15 protein-coding genes are annotated in these 15,226 nt (G+C 69.4%); 3 read left to right on the top strand and 12 right to left on the bottom strand.

The genetic code is table 11. The annotated features are described in order from the left end of the window. Nucleotides 1-72 precede the first annotated feature (72 nt). On the top strand, nt 73-714 hold the full coding sequence (locus ACLFA2_RS03180) for a TetR/AcrR family transcriptional regulator (protein WP_021198797.1): 642 nt from the start codon (nt 73-75) through the stop codon (nt 712-714). Nucleotides 715-745: 31 nt separating this feature from the next. On the opposite strand, the gene paaZ is transcribed toward ACLFA2_RS03180, so the two are convergent. The 8 genes from paaZ to ACLFA2_RS03140 form a co-directional block, all read right to left on the bottom strand. Continuing rightward, nucleotides 746-2,827, bottom strand: coding sequence for a phenylacetic acid degradation bifunctional protein PaaZ (gene paaZ, locus ACLFA2_RS03175; RefSeq protein WP_021198796.1), 2,082 nt, complete (start codon nt 2,825-2,827; stop codon nt 746-748). Nucleotides 2,828-2,883: 56 nt separating this feature from the next. Continuing rightward, on the bottom strand, nt 2,884-3,753 hold the full coding sequence (locus ACLFA2_RS03170; RefSeq protein ID WP_426622023.1) for a 3-hydroxyacyl-CoA dehydrogenase family protein: 870 nt from the start codon (nt 3,751-3,753) through the stop codon (nt 2,884-2,886). Further along, nucleotides 3,750-4,505 (bottom strand): enoyl-CoA hydratase/isomerase family protein, encoded by a 756-nt coding sequence (locus ACLFA2_RS03165; protein WP_167253362.1) that lies wholly within the window; start codon nt 4,503-4,505, stop codon nt 3,750-3,752. The genes ACLFA2_RS03170 and ACLFA2_RS03165 overlap by 4 nt, the downstream gene beginning before the upstream one ends. Continuing rightward, on the bottom strand, nt 4,505-5,710 hold the full coding sequence (locus ACLFA2_RS03160) for a thiolase family protein (RefSeq protein WP_426622022.1): 1,206 nt from the start codon (nt 5,708-5,710) through the stop codon (nt 4,505-4,507). Before ACLFA2_RS03160 ends, ACLFA2_RS03165 begins: the two co-directional genes overlap by 1 nt. A gap of 148 nt (nt 5,711-5,858) precedes the next feature. Then, nucleotides 5,859-7,178, bottom strand: coding sequence for an MFS transporter (locus ACLFA2_RS03155; RefSeq protein ID WP_167253366.1), 1,320 nt, complete (start codon nt 7,176-7,178; stop codon nt 5,859-5,861). A 136-nt stretch (nt 7,179-7,314) separates the two neighbouring features. Next, nucleotides 7,315-8,781: a dihydrolipoamide acetyltransferase family protein gene (locus ACLFA2_RS03150; protein WP_167253368.1), complete on the bottom strand. Its 1,467-nt coding sequence runs from the start codon at nt 8,779-8,781 to the stop codon at nt 7,315-7,317. Further along, complete coding sequence (locus tag ACLFA2_RS03145) at nt 8,778-9,806, bottom strand: alpha-ketoacid dehydrogenase subunit beta (RefSeq protein WP_051667895.1); 1,029 nt, start codon at nt 9,804-9,806, stop codon at nt 8,778-8,780. Before ACLFA2_RS03145 ends, ACLFA2_RS03150 begins: the two co-directional genes overlap by 4 nt. Beyond that, complete coding sequence (locus tag ACLFA2_RS03140) at nt 9,803-10,951, bottom strand: thiamine pyrophosphate-dependent enzyme (RefSeq protein ID WP_167253504.1); 1,149 nt, start codon at nt 10,949-10,951, stop codon at nt 9,803-9,805. The genes ACLFA2_RS03145 and ACLFA2_RS03140 overlap by 4 nt, the downstream gene beginning before the upstream one ends. 150 nt (nt 10,952-11,101) lie before the next feature. On the opposite strand from ACLFA2_RS03140, the gene ACLFA2_RS03135 reads away from it, so the two are divergent. Continuing rightward, the gene (locus ACLFA2_RS03135) at nt 11,102-11,539 is read left to right on the top strand and encodes an Lrp/AsnC family transcriptional regulator (protein ID WP_347125179.1); all 438 of its coding nucleotides are present in this window, start codon (nt 11,102-11,104) and stop codon (nt 11,537-11,539) included. Here the strand turns inward: ACLFA2_RS03135 and ACLFA2_RS03130 are convergent. From ACLFA2_RS03130 to ACLFA2_RS03120, 3 genes are read right to left on the bottom strand one after another with little or no spacing between them, the layout of a single operon-like run. Continuing rightward, on the bottom strand, nt 11,524-11,961 hold the full coding sequence (locus ACLFA2_RS03130; protein WP_426622021.1) for a DUF202 domain-containing protein: 438 nt from the start codon (nt 11,959-11,961) through the stop codon (nt 11,524-11,526). The two genes, ACLFA2_RS03135 and ACLFA2_RS03130, sit on opposite strands and share 16 nt — an antisense overlap. After that, nucleotides 11,958-12,314 (bottom strand): YidH family protein, encoded by a 357-nt coding sequence (locus ACLFA2_RS03125; protein ID WP_021198786.1) that lies wholly within the window; start codon nt 12,312-12,314, stop codon nt 11,958-11,960. The genes ACLFA2_RS03130 and ACLFA2_RS03125 overlap by 4 nt, the downstream gene beginning before the upstream one ends. Before the next feature lie 57 nt (nt 12,315-12,371). Further along, complete coding sequence (locus ACLFA2_RS03120) at nt 12,372-13,022, bottom strand: HAD-IA family hydrolase (RefSeq protein ID WP_426622020.1); 651 nt, start codon at nt 13,020-13,022, stop codon at nt 12,372-12,374. Nucleotides 13,023-13,119: 97 nt separating this feature from the next. On the opposite strand from ACLFA2_RS03120, the gene ACLFA2_RS03115 reads away from it, so the two are divergent. Next, nucleotides 13,120-14,235 carry a DUF998 domain-containing protein gene (locus ACLFA2_RS03115; RefSeq protein WP_426622019.1) on the top strand — a complete coding sequence of 372 codons (1,116 nt, stop codon included), beginning with the start codon at nt 13,120-13,122 and terminating at the stop codon, nt 14,233-14,235. Between the two features lie 45 nt (nt 14,236-14,280). Here the strand turns inward: ACLFA2_RS03115 and ACLFA2_RS03110 are convergent, their stop codons facing one another. Further along, complete coding sequence (locus ACLFA2_RS03110; protein ID WP_136053605.1) at nt 14,281-15,207, bottom strand: hypothetical protein; 927 nt, start codon at nt 15,205-15,207, stop codon at nt 14,281-14,283. Nucleotides 15,208-15,226: the final 19 nt, after the last annotated feature.

Below are 15,226 nucleotides of genomic sequence, written 5' to 3'. Positions count from 1 at the left end.
GGGCGACACCCGGATCGCCTCGCGGCCGGCGATCCGGCCTGTGCGGCTGATCGGGTGCGAGACTGTGGGGTGATGTCCGAGATGCAGAGCACACGACGCGGCCGCCCCGGCTACGACCAGCAGGGGATCCTCGGCGTCGCCGTCGCCGCCTTCAACGAGCACGGGTACGACGCGACGTCGATCGGCATGCTCGCCGAGCGGCTCGGCCTGTCGAAGTCGGCGATCTATCACCACTTCGGATCGAAGGACGAGATCCTCGACCTCGCGCTCGACGCGGCGCTCAGCGGCCTGGAAGCCGTGGTCGAGAACCCGCTTCCGGAATCGGAGGATGGACCGGAGGCCTCGAACGCGGTGGACCGCCTCGAGCATGTGCTGCGCGGTGCCGTCCGTGTGCTCGTGGAGCAGCTGCCGGCCGTGACGCTGCTGCTGCGCGTACGGGGCAACACCGACGTGGAGCGCAAGGCGCTGATCCGCCGTCGGGCCTTCGACCGTCGGATCACCGCGCTGGTGTCGGAGGCGCAGAGCGAGGGCGCGTTGCGTGCCGACATCGATGCGAGCGTGGTCGCGCGTCTCGTGTTCGGGATGATTAACTCGATCGTCGAGTGGTACCGACCCGGGGGGCGCGAGGGCGCCGACCGTCTCGCCGACGACGTGGTCGCGATCGCCCTCGACGGGCTGCGCACGAACGACGACGCCGGAGTCCCTGCCGTCTGACCGGGATCCGGCGGTCGTTGCGACGCCGCCGTCAGACCTGCGCCTTCTCCTTCGCGACCAGCGTGAGCACATCGTAGGTGGCCACGATGTCGTCGTGCTGGTTCTTCAGCACGGCATCCCAGCGCACCTCCCCGTACTCGTCGGTCTCCCGCGGAGTGATCTGCTTGGCGGTGAGCTCGACGCGGATGTCGTCGCCGGGGGAGACCGGCGTCACGAACCGCAGGTTCTCGAGCCCGGAGTTGGCGAGCACGGGGCCGGGCGCCGGGTCGACGAAGAGCCCCGCAGCCCACGACACCAGCAGATAGCCGTGGGCGACGCGTCCCGGGAAGAACGGGTTCGCTGCGGCCGAGGTCTCATCCATGTGGGCGTAGAACGTGTCGCCGGTGAATGCGGCGAACGTCTCGATGTCCTCGAGGGTGACGGTGCGGGAACCGCTCGCCACCTGGTCGCCCACATGGAGCTCGGCCAGCGACTTGCGGAAGGGATGCACTCCGTCGCTCTGCTCGTACGGGCGTGAGGTCGCTCCCTGATGCCAGACGCCGGTGAGGGCGGTCATCATCTCGGGCGAGCCCTGCACCGCGGTGCGCTGCATGTGGTGCAGCACGGCGCGGATGCCGCCGAGCTCCTCGCCTCCGCCCGCGCGCCCGGGGCCGCCGTGCACGAGGTTCGGGAGCGGGGAACCGTGCCCGGTCGAGCTGCGCGCATCATCGCGATCGAGGAAGAGCACGCGCCCGTTGTACGCGGCCATGCCGGTCGCGAGTGCGACAGCGACCTCGGGGTCGTGCGTGGCCACACTCGTCACGAGCGACCCTCCGCCCCGGGCCACGAGGGCGCTCGCCTCATCGAGGGTGCGGTAGCCGACGATGCTCGACACCGGGCCGAACGCCTCGATCTCGTTGACCGCCGCGCTTTCCGGGTCGGGGAACCGCAGCAGCATCGGCGCCACGAACGCACCGTCGGGGGCCGGCCCTTCGCTGCCGTCGCCGTGCCGGACGGTCGGTGCATCGGTCGTGCCGATCACGAGCTCTCCTCCGCCGGCCTGCAGGCGGCCGACCTGACGCAGCACCTCCTCGCGCTGCGCGATCGAGGCGAGCGGACCCATCGTCACGCCCTCGGCGCGGGGGTCGCCGAGGACGACACGTGTCGAGAGGCGTTCCCGGACTGCGGCGATGACGTCGTCGACGGCAGTCGTCGGCACGATCGCGCGGCGGATCGCCGTGCACTTCTGGCCGGCCTTGGTGGTCATCTCGGCGACGAGCTGCTTGACGTACGCGTCGAACTCGGGCGTGCCGGAGACGGCATCCGTCCCGAGGATCGAGGCGTTGATCGAATCGGTCTCGCTCGTGAAGCGCACACCTCCCGTCTGCACGGAATCGTGAGCGCGCAGCTGCTCGGCCGTCGATGCCGAACCGGTGAAGGCCACGAGGTCGCCCAGCCGCAGCTCGTCGAAGAGACCGGGCACGCTGCCCGAGACGAGCTGCAGCGAGCCGTCGGGAAGGAGCCCCGACTCCACCATCACGCGCACCATGGCTTCGGCGAGGTACCCGGTGGGGGTGGCGGGTTTCACCAGGGTCGGGACGCCGGCGAGGAACGCGGGCGCGAACTTCTCGAGCGATCCCCAGACCGGGAAGTTGAAGGCGTTGATCTGCACGGCGACGCCGCGCAGCCGCGTGTAGATGTGGCGGCCGAGGAAGGAGCCGTCCTTGGACAGGTTCTCCACGCCTCCGTCGACATACACCTTCGCATTCGGCAGCTCGCGTCGGCCCTTGCTCGAGTACGCGAACAGCACGCCGATCCCGCCGTCGATGTCCACCCAGGAATCCTGCGCCGTGGCACCGGTGCGGCTGGAGAGCTCGTACAGCTCGGCCTTGCGCTCCGTCAGGGCGAGAGCCAGTTGCTTGAGGCGCACGGCACGCTGATGGAAGGTGAGCTCTCCCAGCGAGACCTGGCCCACGGTGCGGGCGTGCTCGAGGGCGGCGCCCAGATCGAGTCCCTCGGTCGAGACACGGGCCACGACCTCACCCGTCGACGCATCCCGGACCTCGGTGGTCTTCGCGTCGGACGACGGCGTCCACCACTCTCCCTGGACGTAGCTGGGGAGGGTCTCGATCATCTCTGTTCCTTTCATGTGGGTTCCTTTCATGAGGGTTCCCTTCATGAGGGTTCCCTTCATGAGGCGTCCCATTCGTAGAAGCCGCGTCCGCTCTTGCGGCCGAGGTGTCCCTCGGCGACCAGTCGACGCAGCAGGGCGGGAGGTTCGAAGCGCTCGCCCAGATGCGCGGCGAGGTACTCGGCGATGCCGAGCCGCACGTCGAGGCCGACGATGTCGGTGAGCCGGAGCGGGCCGACCGGGTGCTTGTATCCGAGCGTCATCGCGGCGTCGATGTCCTCGGCGGAGGCGACGCCTTCCTCGAGCATGCGGATCGCCTCGAGGCCGACGGCGACGCCGAGTCGGGAGGACGCGAATCCGGGGGCATCTGCCACCACGATCGGCGTCTTGCCCAGCGCCTCCACCCAGCTGCGGGCGGAATCGACGAGCGGGGGAGCCGTGGTCGCACCCCGCACGATCTCGACGAGCGCGGAGGCCGGCACGGGGTTGAAGAAGTGCATGCCGAGGAAGCGTGAGGGGTGATCGAGCACGGCGGCCAACTCATCGATAGAGATGGAGGAGGTGTTCGAGGCGATCGCCGCGTCGGGCGTGATCGCCGCCTCGACGCGTCGGAGCGCATCGATCTTGAGGGCGAGGTCTTCCGGCACCGCCTCGACGACGAGCGCGCACGACGCGAACAGCGCCGTATCCGTGCCCGTGGCGAGACGCTCCCGGTACCGGTCGACGGATTCGCCCGCCGTGCCTCTGGCGATCGAGGAGTCGACGGATTCGAGCACGCGGGCCGATGCCGATCTGGCCGCATCGGCATCGCGTTCGACGACGGTGACGCGGGATCCTGCCAGCAGGAATGCGTGGGCGATCCCGGCGCCCATGCGTCCGCCGCCGAGCACCCCCACGTGTCGCGGGGCCGGGGAACTGCTCTCGGTCATCGGTCTCTCCGCTCCAGGAAGTCGGTCATCCGCCGGAACTTCTCCGGACTCTCGAAGAGCTCGGCCTGCGCTTCCAGGTCGACGGCGGGGTGGTGGTCGCGCGGCGCGCGGAAGACACGCTTGGTCGCGATGGTGGCTGCACGGTCATTGCGGGCGATGCGATCGACGAGGGCGTGGGCGGCGGGCAGAAGCTCCGCGGTCTCATGGATCGCCGATACGAGACCGATGCGCAGCGCCTCATCGGCCTTCACGGTGCGACCGGTGAGCAGCAGCTCGATGGCCCTGGCGTCTCCGATGATCTCCTTCAGGCGCCACCCTGCCCCCGCTGCGGCGAGGATGCCCAGCCCGGTCTCGGGGTTGCCGATGGCGAGCGATGGCGAGGCGATGCGGATGTCCGCGGCATAGGCGAGTTCGGCTCCTCCACCGAGGGCGTACCCGTCGATCGCGGCGATGACCGGCATCGGCAGCTCGGCCAGCCGGATGAACGCGTGGGCGTTGATCCCACGAAGCGCATCGGCCGCACGGCGCTCGCGCAGCTCGGCGATGTCGGCGCCCGCGGCGAACACTCCTCCGGCCCCGGTGAGGATCAGCGGGCGCGGCACGGCTTCGAGTTCGGCGCACAGCACGTGGATCGCGTCGATCGTGGCCTGGTCGATCGCGTTGCGCTTGTGCGGTCGGTGGAGCGTCGCCACCACGCGGTCGTCGTGACGCTCGACGACGAGCGGTCCGCTGGCGAGGGGGCCGGCGGCCATCAGACCTTCTCCACGATCACGGCTGCGCCCTGCCCCACGCCGACGCACATGGTGGCGAGTCCGTACCGAGAGCCTTCGCGCTCCATGCGGCCGAGGAGGGTGACGAGCAGGCGGGATCCGGAGGAGCCGAGCGGATGGCCGAGGGCGATGGCCCCACCGTCGGCGTTCACGCGCGCCTCGTCGAGGCCGAGGCGTCGGATGCTGGCGATGGACTGCGTGGCGAACGCCTCGTTGAGCTCGATCGAGCCGATGTCGTCGATGGAGAGCCCGGCCCGTCGCAGCGCCTTCTGCGTCGCAGGAACCGGGCCGAGGCCCATGATCTCGGGAGCGAGGCCCGCGCTGGTGCCGGTGACGATGCGGGCGCGCGGGACCAGACCGTAGCGTTCCACGGCCTCCGCACTCGCGACCGTGATGGCGGAAGCACCGTCGTTGAGGGCGCTGGAGTTGCCGGCGGTGACGACCTGACCGCCGGCCACGACGGGACGCAGGCGCGCAAGTCCCTCGAGGGTCGTCTCCGGACGGGGGCCCTCGTCCACGCGGACCTCCGCACCGGCGCTGACGGCGGCGTCGAGGGGGACGCCGACGATCTCCGCCTCGAAGCGTCCATCGGCGATCGCCGCGGCGGCGCGCTGCTGCGATCGCAGTGCGAACGCATCCGCTTCGTCGCGGGTGATGCCGTCGACGCGAGCGACCTCCTCTGCGGTCTCCGGCATCGTGAACGTCGCCTTCTCTCGTGCGAGCAGGCGGGGGTTCGGGAATCTCCAGCCGATCGAGGTGTCGAAAGCAGCGCCCGGCTTCGCCCAGGCCTTCTCCGGTTTGGCCTGCACCCAGGGGGCGCGTGTCATCGACTCGACGCCGCCGGCGACGATGAGGTCGGCATCACCGGCGCGGATCGCCTGCGCTGCCATCGTGACGGCCGACATCCCGGAGGCGCACAGCCGGTTGACCGTGATGCCGGGCACGGTGTCGGGGAGGCCCGCGAGCAGGACGGCCATCCGGGCGACGTTGCGGTTGTCTTCCCCGGCCTGGTTGGCCGCACCGAGGATCACCTCGTCGATCTCCGCCTGCAGGGGGTCGATCCCCGCGCGCCGCACCGCTTCGCGCACGACGATCGATGCGAGATCGTCGGGGCGCACGGAGGCGAGGGCGCCGCCGTAGCGTCCGACCGGGGTGCGTACGCCTCCGACGAGATATGCCTCGGTCATGCGGAACTCCTGACTTCGTTGTCTCGACGGCGACCGTCGTCCGGCTGATCGGTCTGTCCGGACGATCGGCCCGAATTACTGACCGATCGTCCGGTAATTATGGCACAGGCGCGGTGACCACCGCGATCCCGCGTCGTCGATCGGCTCGTCAGGTGTGCAGATCCACGCCCTTCGTCTCTTTGACGAGCGAGACGCCGATGAGCGAGATCACGGCGGCCACGGCGATGTAGATGCCGATTGTCCATGCCGCGTGGAACTGGTTCATCAGAGCCTCGGCGATCATCGGTGCGAAGGCTCCGCCGAGGATGGCCCCGAGGGCATACCCGATCGAGACGCCCGAGTAGCGCACGTTCGCGGGGAACATCTCCGCGTAGAGGGCGGCCTGAGGGCCGTACGACAAACCGAGGGCGAACGTCATCACGAACAGCGCCACGAAGTACCAGAGGATGTTCGCGGTATCGATCAGGAACCACATCGGCACCGCCCAGAGCGCGAGCGCCACGTAGCCGATCTGGAAGGTGCGGATGCGGCCGAGTCGATCGGAGAGATGTCCGCCCCACAGGGTGAAGATGAGCCAGCCGAACGAGGCGAGTGTCGTCGCCAGCAGCACCGGCGGACGTTCCATGCCCAGCGTCGTGACGGCGTAGGTCGCGAAGAAGGCGATGAGCAGATAGCCCGCCGCGTTGTTCGCGATGAAGATGATCGCGGTGAGAACGACCTGCTTGGTGTTCTGGCGGAACAGGCGGCTCAGCGGGGCGGAGGCCTCCTTGCGGCGACGTCGCAGATCCTCGAAGACCGGGCTCTCGTCGACCGCGCGACGGATCACGTAACCGACAGCGATGAGCACGATCGAGAGCAGGAACGGGATGCGCCACCCCCACTCGAGGAAGGCCTCCGGCGACATCGAGCTGGTGAGCACCCACAGTGTCGAGGTCGCGAGGATCATGCCGACAGGCACGCCGATCTGCGGAAAGGCCCCGAAGAGCCCTCGTCGGTTGTTCGGTGCATGCTCGACTGCCATCAATGCCGCGCCGCCCCACTCGCCACCCGCGGAGAACCCCTGCACGATGCGGAGCAGGATGAGCAGGATGGGCGCGGCCACGCCGATGGCCGCGTACGTCGGCAGGAGACCGATCAGAGACGTGGACAGTCCCATCATGATGAGTGTGAGCACGAGCATCTTCTTGCGCCCGAGCTTGTCGCCGAGGTGGCCGGCGACGATCGCCCCCAGGGGGCGGAAGAGGAACGAGATGCCGATCGTGGCGAAGGAGAGCACCTGCGCGAAGCCGGGACTCTCCTCGGCGATGGGGGCGAGGAACAGGGGCGCGAGGACCAGCCCTGCGGCCTGGGCGTAGATGAAGAAGTCGTACCACTCGATCGACGTGCCGACGAGGGTGCCGGCGAGCACCCTCCGTTCTTCGGCGGGCATTCGTGCGGACGAGGTGCGGTCGGACACTGCTGACGTCATGCGAACTCCGTTGTTCTGCGATTCCGAGGGGAGAGGGCGATGAAGCACTCCGGTTATTCATGACCGAATGGTCGGTCAGTAATTGCCGAGCGTAGCGCATCGTCATCCGCGGAATCGAGAATCCAGGACTTCTCCGTCAGACCCTCCCGAACGCGCGCAGCGGATGCTCGATGAGCTCGGTCACCCGCCGCAGGAAGCCCGCGGCGTAGCCGCCGTCGCACACCCGGTGGTCGAACGCGAGGGAGAGCTGCACGATCCGGCGCGCCACGATCGCCCCGTCCACGACCCACGGTCGCTCGATGATCCGCCCGATGCCGAGGATCGCCACATCGGGGTGGTTGATGATCGCGGCCGATCCATCGACCCCGAGGCCGCCGTAGTTGTTGAGGGTGAACGTCGATCCCCGCAGGCGCTCCGGCGGCATCGTCCCGGAGCGCGCCGTGGCGGTGAGCTCGCGCAGTGCCGTGTCGAGCTGCGCGACCGTGAGCGCGTGCGCGCGGGGGAGCACCGGAACAAGGAGCCCCCGTTCGGTGTCTGCTGCGATGCCGAGGTTCACGCCGTCGAACGAGATGATCTCGTCCCCGCTCTCGTTGAGGCGCGATGCGAGCACGGGATAGTCCTCGAGGGCGAGCAGGACGAAACGTGCGAGGAGCGCGGTCACCGACGGAGCCTTGCCTCCCTCCGGTGCCATCTGCGAACGCAGGTCCCACAGCGTGGTGGCATCGACGTCGACCCAGACGGTGGCTTCGGGGATCTCGGATCGGCTGCGGGTGAGCTTCGCGCTCACAGCCCGACGCAACGGCGACATCCGCTCGCGGGAGAGCACCCCGAGGCCGTCGACCGTCTCGGCGAGCGGGTGTCCGGGCGTGCCGACGCCTGCGGTGGAGCCGTCATGGTGCGCGGCGGCACTGTCCACGGCAGCGTCGACGGCAGTGTCGACGGCGTTCTCGACGGCGGCCCGCAGCACGTCTGCGCGCGTCACGGCGCCGTCGGTGCCGGTCGCGGCGATCGAGTGCACGTCGAGACCGAGGTCCCGAGCGAGTCTGCGAACGAGCGGGGAGCGGACAGCGACAGGTCTGCGGTCGGCCGATCGCGACGGAGGAGGAGTCTCGGGGGTGCTCGGGGCGGAAGGGACCGCGGTCGGCGTGGGGGTCGATGCTGTCGCCGGTGACCGAGGCGCAGACACCGAGGCGGCTGACGGACGGCGTCGCCCCATGGTGGGACGCGCGGTGGTGCCGTAGCCGATGAGCACGTTCCCCGAACCCGCGCGCTCCTCTTCGCGGTAGGCCTCGTGCTCGGGCTGCGCCGGTTCGGCGGTGGGCGCGGCCGGAGACGGCAGGGAGTCCGCCACCTCGAGCACGGGGGCACCGACGTCGATCGTGTCGCCGGCGGTGCCGTGCAGCGCGGTGACGATGCCGGCGAACGGCGACGGCAGCTCGACGATGCTCTTCGCGGTCTCGACCTCGGCGATCGGCTGATCGGTCGTGATGGTGTCTCCCACCGACACGAGCCACTGCACGAGTCCGGCCTCGGTGAGGCCTTCGCCGAGGTCGGGCAGGAGGAACACCTGCGTGCCAGCGTGCGGCTTCAGCGGGGTGCTCATGCGTCGTCCTCCCAGTGCAGCGTGTCGATCGCGTCGAGCACGCGATCGACGTCGGGCAGGTACCAGTGCTCGAGCTTCGGCGGGGCATACGGCGTGTCGAAGCCGGTCACCCGGCGCACGGGAGCTGCGAGGTACTCGAAGCAGCGCTCGAAGACGCGAGCCTGGATCTCGGATGCGACGCTCACGTATCCCGGGGCCTCGGCGATGACCACGGCGCGGCCGGTCGACTTCACGGCGGCCGTCACCGTCGCATCGTCGAACGGCGAGAGCGAGCGCACGTCGACGACCTGCACGCTGCGCCCCTCGGCGGCGGCGACGTCGGCGACGTCGAGCGCGAGCGGAACCGATGACCCGTATGCCAGGAGCGTCACGTCGGAACCCTCACGGGCGATTCGGGCCGTTCCCAGGTCGGCGGTGACCGAGGTGTCGACCTCGCCCTTGGCCCAGTAGAGCTTCTTCGGTTCGAGGAAGACCACAGGGTCGGGGGAGGCGATCGCCGCACGCAGCAGCGAGTAGGCATCCTGCGGAGTGGACGGGCTGACGACCGTGAGGCCGGGCGTGTGCGCGTAGTAGGCCTCGGACGAGTCGCAGTGATGCTCCACCCCGCCGATGCCGCCGCCGAAGGGGATGCGGATCACCAACGGCATCCGCATGCCGCCCCGGGTGCGGTTGCCGAGTTTGGCGACGTGGCTGACGACCTGCTCGAAGGCGGGGAGGGCGAACGCATCGAACTGCATCTCGACCACGGGACGAAGGCCGTTCATGGCCATGCCGACAGCGGTGCCGACGATGCCGGATTCCGCGAGCGGGGTGTCGAAGCAGCGCTCTTCGCCGAACCGGGCGGTGAGACCGTCGGTGATGCGGAAGACACCGCCCAGCGCGCCCACGTCTTCGCCGAACACCACGACATCGGGATCGGACTCGATGGCATCGGCCAGGGCACGGTTCAACGCGGCGGCCATCGTCATCGTCGTCACCGTGGCGGCTTCGCTCTCGGTGCGGGTGTCGTCCTGTGCGATCGTCATCGGCGTGCTCCGTTCATCGCGGCTCCGGCTCCGGCTCCGGCTCCGGCATCGGCTCCGGCATCGGTGAGACGCGACCGTTCGATCTCGCCGCGCAGCAGGTCCCACTGCTCGTCGAGCTGAGAGGATCGGGTCTCGGTCACGAAGCGGAACAGGTCTTCGGGGTCGAGGTCGGCGTCGGTGTTCAACGCGGTCCGCATCGCTGCGGCGATCTCCTCGGCTCCCGAGGCGAAGCGCTCCTCGGTCGCGGTGTCGAGCGCGCCGGTGGCGGTCAGGTGCGCCCGAAGGCGCAGCAGCGGGTCACGGGCGATCCAGGCCTGCACCTCGTCGCGCTCCCGGTAGCGGGTGTCGTCGTCGGCGTTGGTGTGCGCCTGCATCCGATACGTGTGCGCCTCGACGAGGCTCGGCCCTCCGCCGGCGCGGGCGCGAGACATGGCCTCGTCGAGCACGGCGACCACGGCGGCGACGTCGTTGCCGTCGACCCGCTGCCCGGGCATCCCGTAGCCGATGGCCTTGTGGGCGAGCGAGGGGGCGGCCGTCTGGCGAGAGAGCGGGACCGAGATCGCGAACTCGTTGTTCTGCACGAAGAAGACCACGGGGACGTGGAACACCGCGGCGAAGTTCATGGCTTCGTGGAAGTCGCCCTCACTGGTGGCGCCGTCGCCGCAGAGCGCGAGGACGACCGTGTCCTCGCCCCGATGCTTCGCCGCCTGGGCGAAGCCGACGGCGTGCAGCAGCTGGGTGGCGAGCGGAGTGGCCTGCGGGGCGACGCGGTGGGCGCGCACGTCGTACCCCGAATGCCAGTCGCCCTTGAGGAGCACCATCGCATCGGCGGGGTCGACACCGCGCGCGATGACGGCGACCGAGTCGCGATAGGTGGGGAACAGCCAATCCGTGGCGCCGAGCGACATGGCGGCACCGACCTGGCAGGCTTCCTGCCCGTGCGACGACGGGTAGACGGCGAGGCGGCCCTGGCGCACGAGGGCTCCGGCCTGATCGTTGATGCGCCGGCCCTCGACGAGCCCGCGGTACGCCGCGAGCAGCGTGTCCGAATCGGGGAGCGCATACCGCTCGTCGGCGACGGCCGTTCCGTCTTCGTCGATCAGTTGCACCGCGGTGTCGCGCGGGAGCAGGTCGGTGTGCAGCATGCGTTCGCCCTCCTTGCCGAACTCGATGAGGACAGCATGCCTCTGGGGCGTCACTCATCCAAGATCTTTTGCGGAATCGTGGATGAAAGCTCGTCGCATGAGGCATTCTTGAGCGAAGTGTCAGAAATTCTGCATCGAGGAAGGGGTCGCATGGTCGCTCTGGATGAGACGGATCGGGCAATCCTCGAGGAACTGCGTCAGGATGCGCGCGCGTCGATGACCGCGATCGCGGATGCCGTGCACATCTCGCGCGCCGGTGCGCACGCGAGGATCAAACGGCTCACCGACACAGGCGTCATCACGGGGTACACGGTGCGCACCGACCCTGTGCTGCTCGGGCACCACGCCAGTGCCTACGTGACTCTCGCGATCGAGCAGGCGACCTGGCAGTCGGTGAGCGAACGGCTGCGCTCGATACCCGAGATCGAGCACATGGCGCTGGTCGGTGGCGACTTCGACGTGATCCTGCTGGTGCGCGCGAACGACGCCCGCGATCTGCGTCGCATCGTGCTGGAGGACATCCAGGCGATCCCCTCGATCCGCTCGACGAGGACGACGCTGATCTTCGAGGACTATCCGCGGAACTGAACGAACGACGATACGACGACGATCCCGATGCACAGGACCCCGAATGCCGTTGCGAGAGCGGTGAGGGCGACGAGCAGCCCTCCGCCGGGCGCCGTGATCCGCGCCGAGCCGGGCGGCGTCGCGCCCGGAAGCGTCGAGTGCAGCCATGCGGTCATCCGCAGCTGACGTCGACGTGCCGCGAACCAGAGGGCGCAGGCCGCCACGAGGCCGACAGCACCGGGGACGAACCCCCACGCGGTGAAGGCGGGCGGTAGCAGCAGAGGGAAGATGCGCAGCGACACCAGCGAGCCGATGGCGATCGCGAGGGCCGTGCGGCGCCAGGCGAGTTCGGTGCGCTCGGGTTGCAGGCCCGGATCGACAGGCCCCTGTGCGTGTGGCCCCGGAGCATCCGGTCGTCCGGCATCCGACCTGCGAGCCGTCACCGCCAGAGCACCCCGGCCAGGACGAGCAGGCCGACGACCGTCACCACGATCGCGAGCACCACGGCAGAGAATGCTCCGGGCAGTGGGCGGGAGCGACGCATCGCACGTTCGGCGCGCATCCACTCCCACCAGGCCAGCGGTGCGACGGCAGTGCCGGTGACGATCAGCACCAGCGAGGCTGCGAGACGGAAGCCGGCGTGGAGGTCGAGGCCGAGCACCTCGAGGGCGACGCCACCGGCGATCAGCGCGAGCCCGGTGCGCGTCCAGGCGAGAAACGTCCGCTCGTTCGCGAGGGAGAAGCGCGGATCGGGCTCCTCACCGGTTTCGTAGACCGAGGCGGGGAAACGTCGCATCGCCTCATCGTAGCGGCGCGGGCGGATCGTGAAGGGTCGGGGGAGGAGCGGGCGACGTCAGCCGATCGTGAGCTCGAACCCGTCGGCCGTGGGGGAGACAGCGACCTGGGAGAGGTCGGTGACCAGGACGGTCGGGTGGTGGGCCGCGGCGTGCGTGCCCACGCCGACGACGCGCATTCCCGCAGCGAGGCCCGCCTGGATGCCCGCACCGGAGTCTTCGAACACGACACAATCCGCCGGAGCGATCCCGAGCAGTTCTGCCGCGCGGAGGAACCCTTCGGGGTCGGGCTTGGAGGCGGACACATCCTCGGCCGTGACCTTCTGTGCGGGAACGGTGAGGCCCGCGGCCCGCATCCGTGCGGTCATGAGTGCGACGTTCGCGGAGGTGACGATCGCGTGTGGGAAAGTCCGCAGCGCATCGAGCAGCGCACGTGCGCCGGGGATCTCGATCACTCCGTCGACGTCACCCGCCTCGTTCGCGAGCATGATGTCGTTCTCGTGGAGGTTGATCGCATGATCGCGCTCCGGAAGCATGATGGCCATGCTCTGATGGCCCTGTCGCCCGTGCACGGTGCGCAGCACCGTCTCCGGATCGATGCCGTGCGGCTCTGCCCATGCGAGCCACAGCCGTTCCACGACGGCGGTCGAGTCGACGAGGGTGCCGTCCATGTCGAGGAGGGCGGCGCGGGCGGCGATGGTCTGGGTCACCCGTCCAGGCTAGTCGCACACGCGACGAACGCACGGGCGCGCGCAGGCCGGTGCGCGGCGTGCGCGGCTTCTAGGATGTGGACCGGGAAGGACGAGGATGAACGCACTCGCGAGCAGGGTGATGCAGGTGCTGCGTCAGGTGCGCGGCCCGGCGACGGCGGAGGCCGTCTTCGAGGCGACGGCGCTGATCGTCGGCGCCGGTTTCTTCGTCGCAGGATTCCTGATCGGACTCCCGGTCTTCTGGGGCCACGACCTGGCGATCAGCGGCAGCGGCTCGATCGGAGTCTTCGCGGCGTACGGGGGCGCGATCACCGCCGTCATCGCCTTCACCCTCGGGCGCGTCGCCGTACGCCCCGCGCAGCCCGACCCCCGCGCGGCGCGCGACGGTTTCAGCGTGCCGGGGGATCGGCTGCGGTGGTACGACCTCACCGCCATCGCCTTCGCCCACGCGGCCATCGCGTACCTCGGCTGGCTCGGCGTCGCCGAGCTCCTCGAGCGGAGCTTCACCGATGCCCCGGTGTTCCCGTTCCCCGGCGCCATCCTGGTGGCGGTCGCCTTCGCGCTGACCGGATACGTCTGTTTCCTCAGTGCCGTCGCCCTGACCCCGATGGTGCTGTCGCTGGTGCTCGCCGTCTTCCTCGTGGTCGGCGCATTCGCCAGCATGCTCGCCTCCAGCGACGTGCACTGGTGGCGCGACAACCTGTCAGCGCTCGGCATGAGCACCAACAGCGCATCGGTCGCGTTCAATGTGACGCTGGTCATCGCCGGGGTGATGATCACGACGATCTCCCGCTACGCGACCGCGGGGCTCCCGGCCGAGAGCCCGGAGGAACGGCGAGGACGCTTCATGGTGCGCGGCGGACTGATCCTGATGGGCATCTTCCTCGCGTGCGTCGGTATCTTCCCGGTGGACGAGTTCTTCCTCCTGCACAACACCGTCGCGACGGGTATGACCGTGGTGTTCGGGATCGTCGTGGTCGGCCTGCCGTGGTTCCTGCCGACCATCCCTCGTGTGTTCGTGGTCTTCGGGTGGATCTACGTGCTGGTAATCATCCTGCTCGCGGCCTTCTTCGCGGTCGGCTACTACAACCTCACCGCTGTCGAGCTGATCGCCGCCGTGCTGATCTTCAGCTGGATCATCGTGTTCCTCCGCACGGCGGGGTCGGTCACCGCACCGGCGGTCTCGGCCGATGCAGCGACCGAGACGGGCTGACGAGGCGGGCTGACGAGGCGGGCTGACGAGGCGGTCGCGCCGGGGCTAGTCCCAGATCGGATCGTCGGGGTCGGGGGAGTCCGTGCCGTCGGCGTCGGTCATGATGCGCGCTTCGGCGATCCACGACGTCAGAGAATCGTCGTGGAGCATATGAGGTCGTGGCGGGCCGAGAAGCTCGGGGATCGTCACGATGCTCAGCGGCTCGTCGCTCGCGAAGATGACGACGTTGCCCAGTGGCCCTTCATCATCCTCCGGTTCGGCGTCGAGGACGACGGCGACGTGGTCGAACACGGTGCGCAGGGTGGCCGCCTGTCGCCGTGAGTACTCGAACGGGTGCCCGTCGAGCAGGTTCACGGCCACGACGCCCGCCGCGGCGGAGCGTGCGGCGACGCGGCGGTAGAACTCCTGGCTGGCCACACGATGTCGGATGACCGCGGCATCCCACAGATCCACGACTGTGAACTGCGCATCCACCCAGTCGGTGTCGATCGCGGTGCTCTCCGCTGCAGCCGCGGCGACCGCGGGGACAGAGGACGAGGGCGCCGACGAGCGCTTCTCGTCGGGGAGATCCGCGTCTGCGACCGCTCGCGCATCGCCGAAGATGACGCGCAGATCGGTGCCGGAGGGCAGCGGCAGGGCGGCGACCACCGCGGTGTAGAGGGCGGGTTCGAACTCCACCGCGAGCTGCGGGGACCCGGCACGCGTGGCCGCGACGTAGCGAGCCAGCGTGAGTGCTCCGGCGCCCAGATGCACGGTGAACAGCGGGGCACCGGGCTCCGCCGCGGCGTCCATCGCTCTGGCGATGTGCTGGATGTAGGCGTATTCGAGCGCGGTGGGATCGGTCATCGAGACGACGGACTGCGGAATCCCATCGACGCTGAGCTCGAAGCGACCGGGTCGTCTCTTCGACTCCATCAGCTTCGCCTTGCGATTGTCGAGCATGAGCGAGAACACCCGGCGATTCCTTGGCACCCGTCGATCCTAGATCGGG

The sequence above is a fragment of the Microbacterium sp. As-52 genome, from assembly GCF_049949185.1.
In the GTDB taxonomy this organism is placed as follows: Bacteria; Actinomycetota; Actinomycetes; order Actinomycetales; family Microbacteriaceae; genus Microbacterium; species Microbacterium maritypicum_A.
Note: the sequence above shows the minus strand (reverse complement) of the source record. Positions and strands in the feature narration are given on the sequence as shown.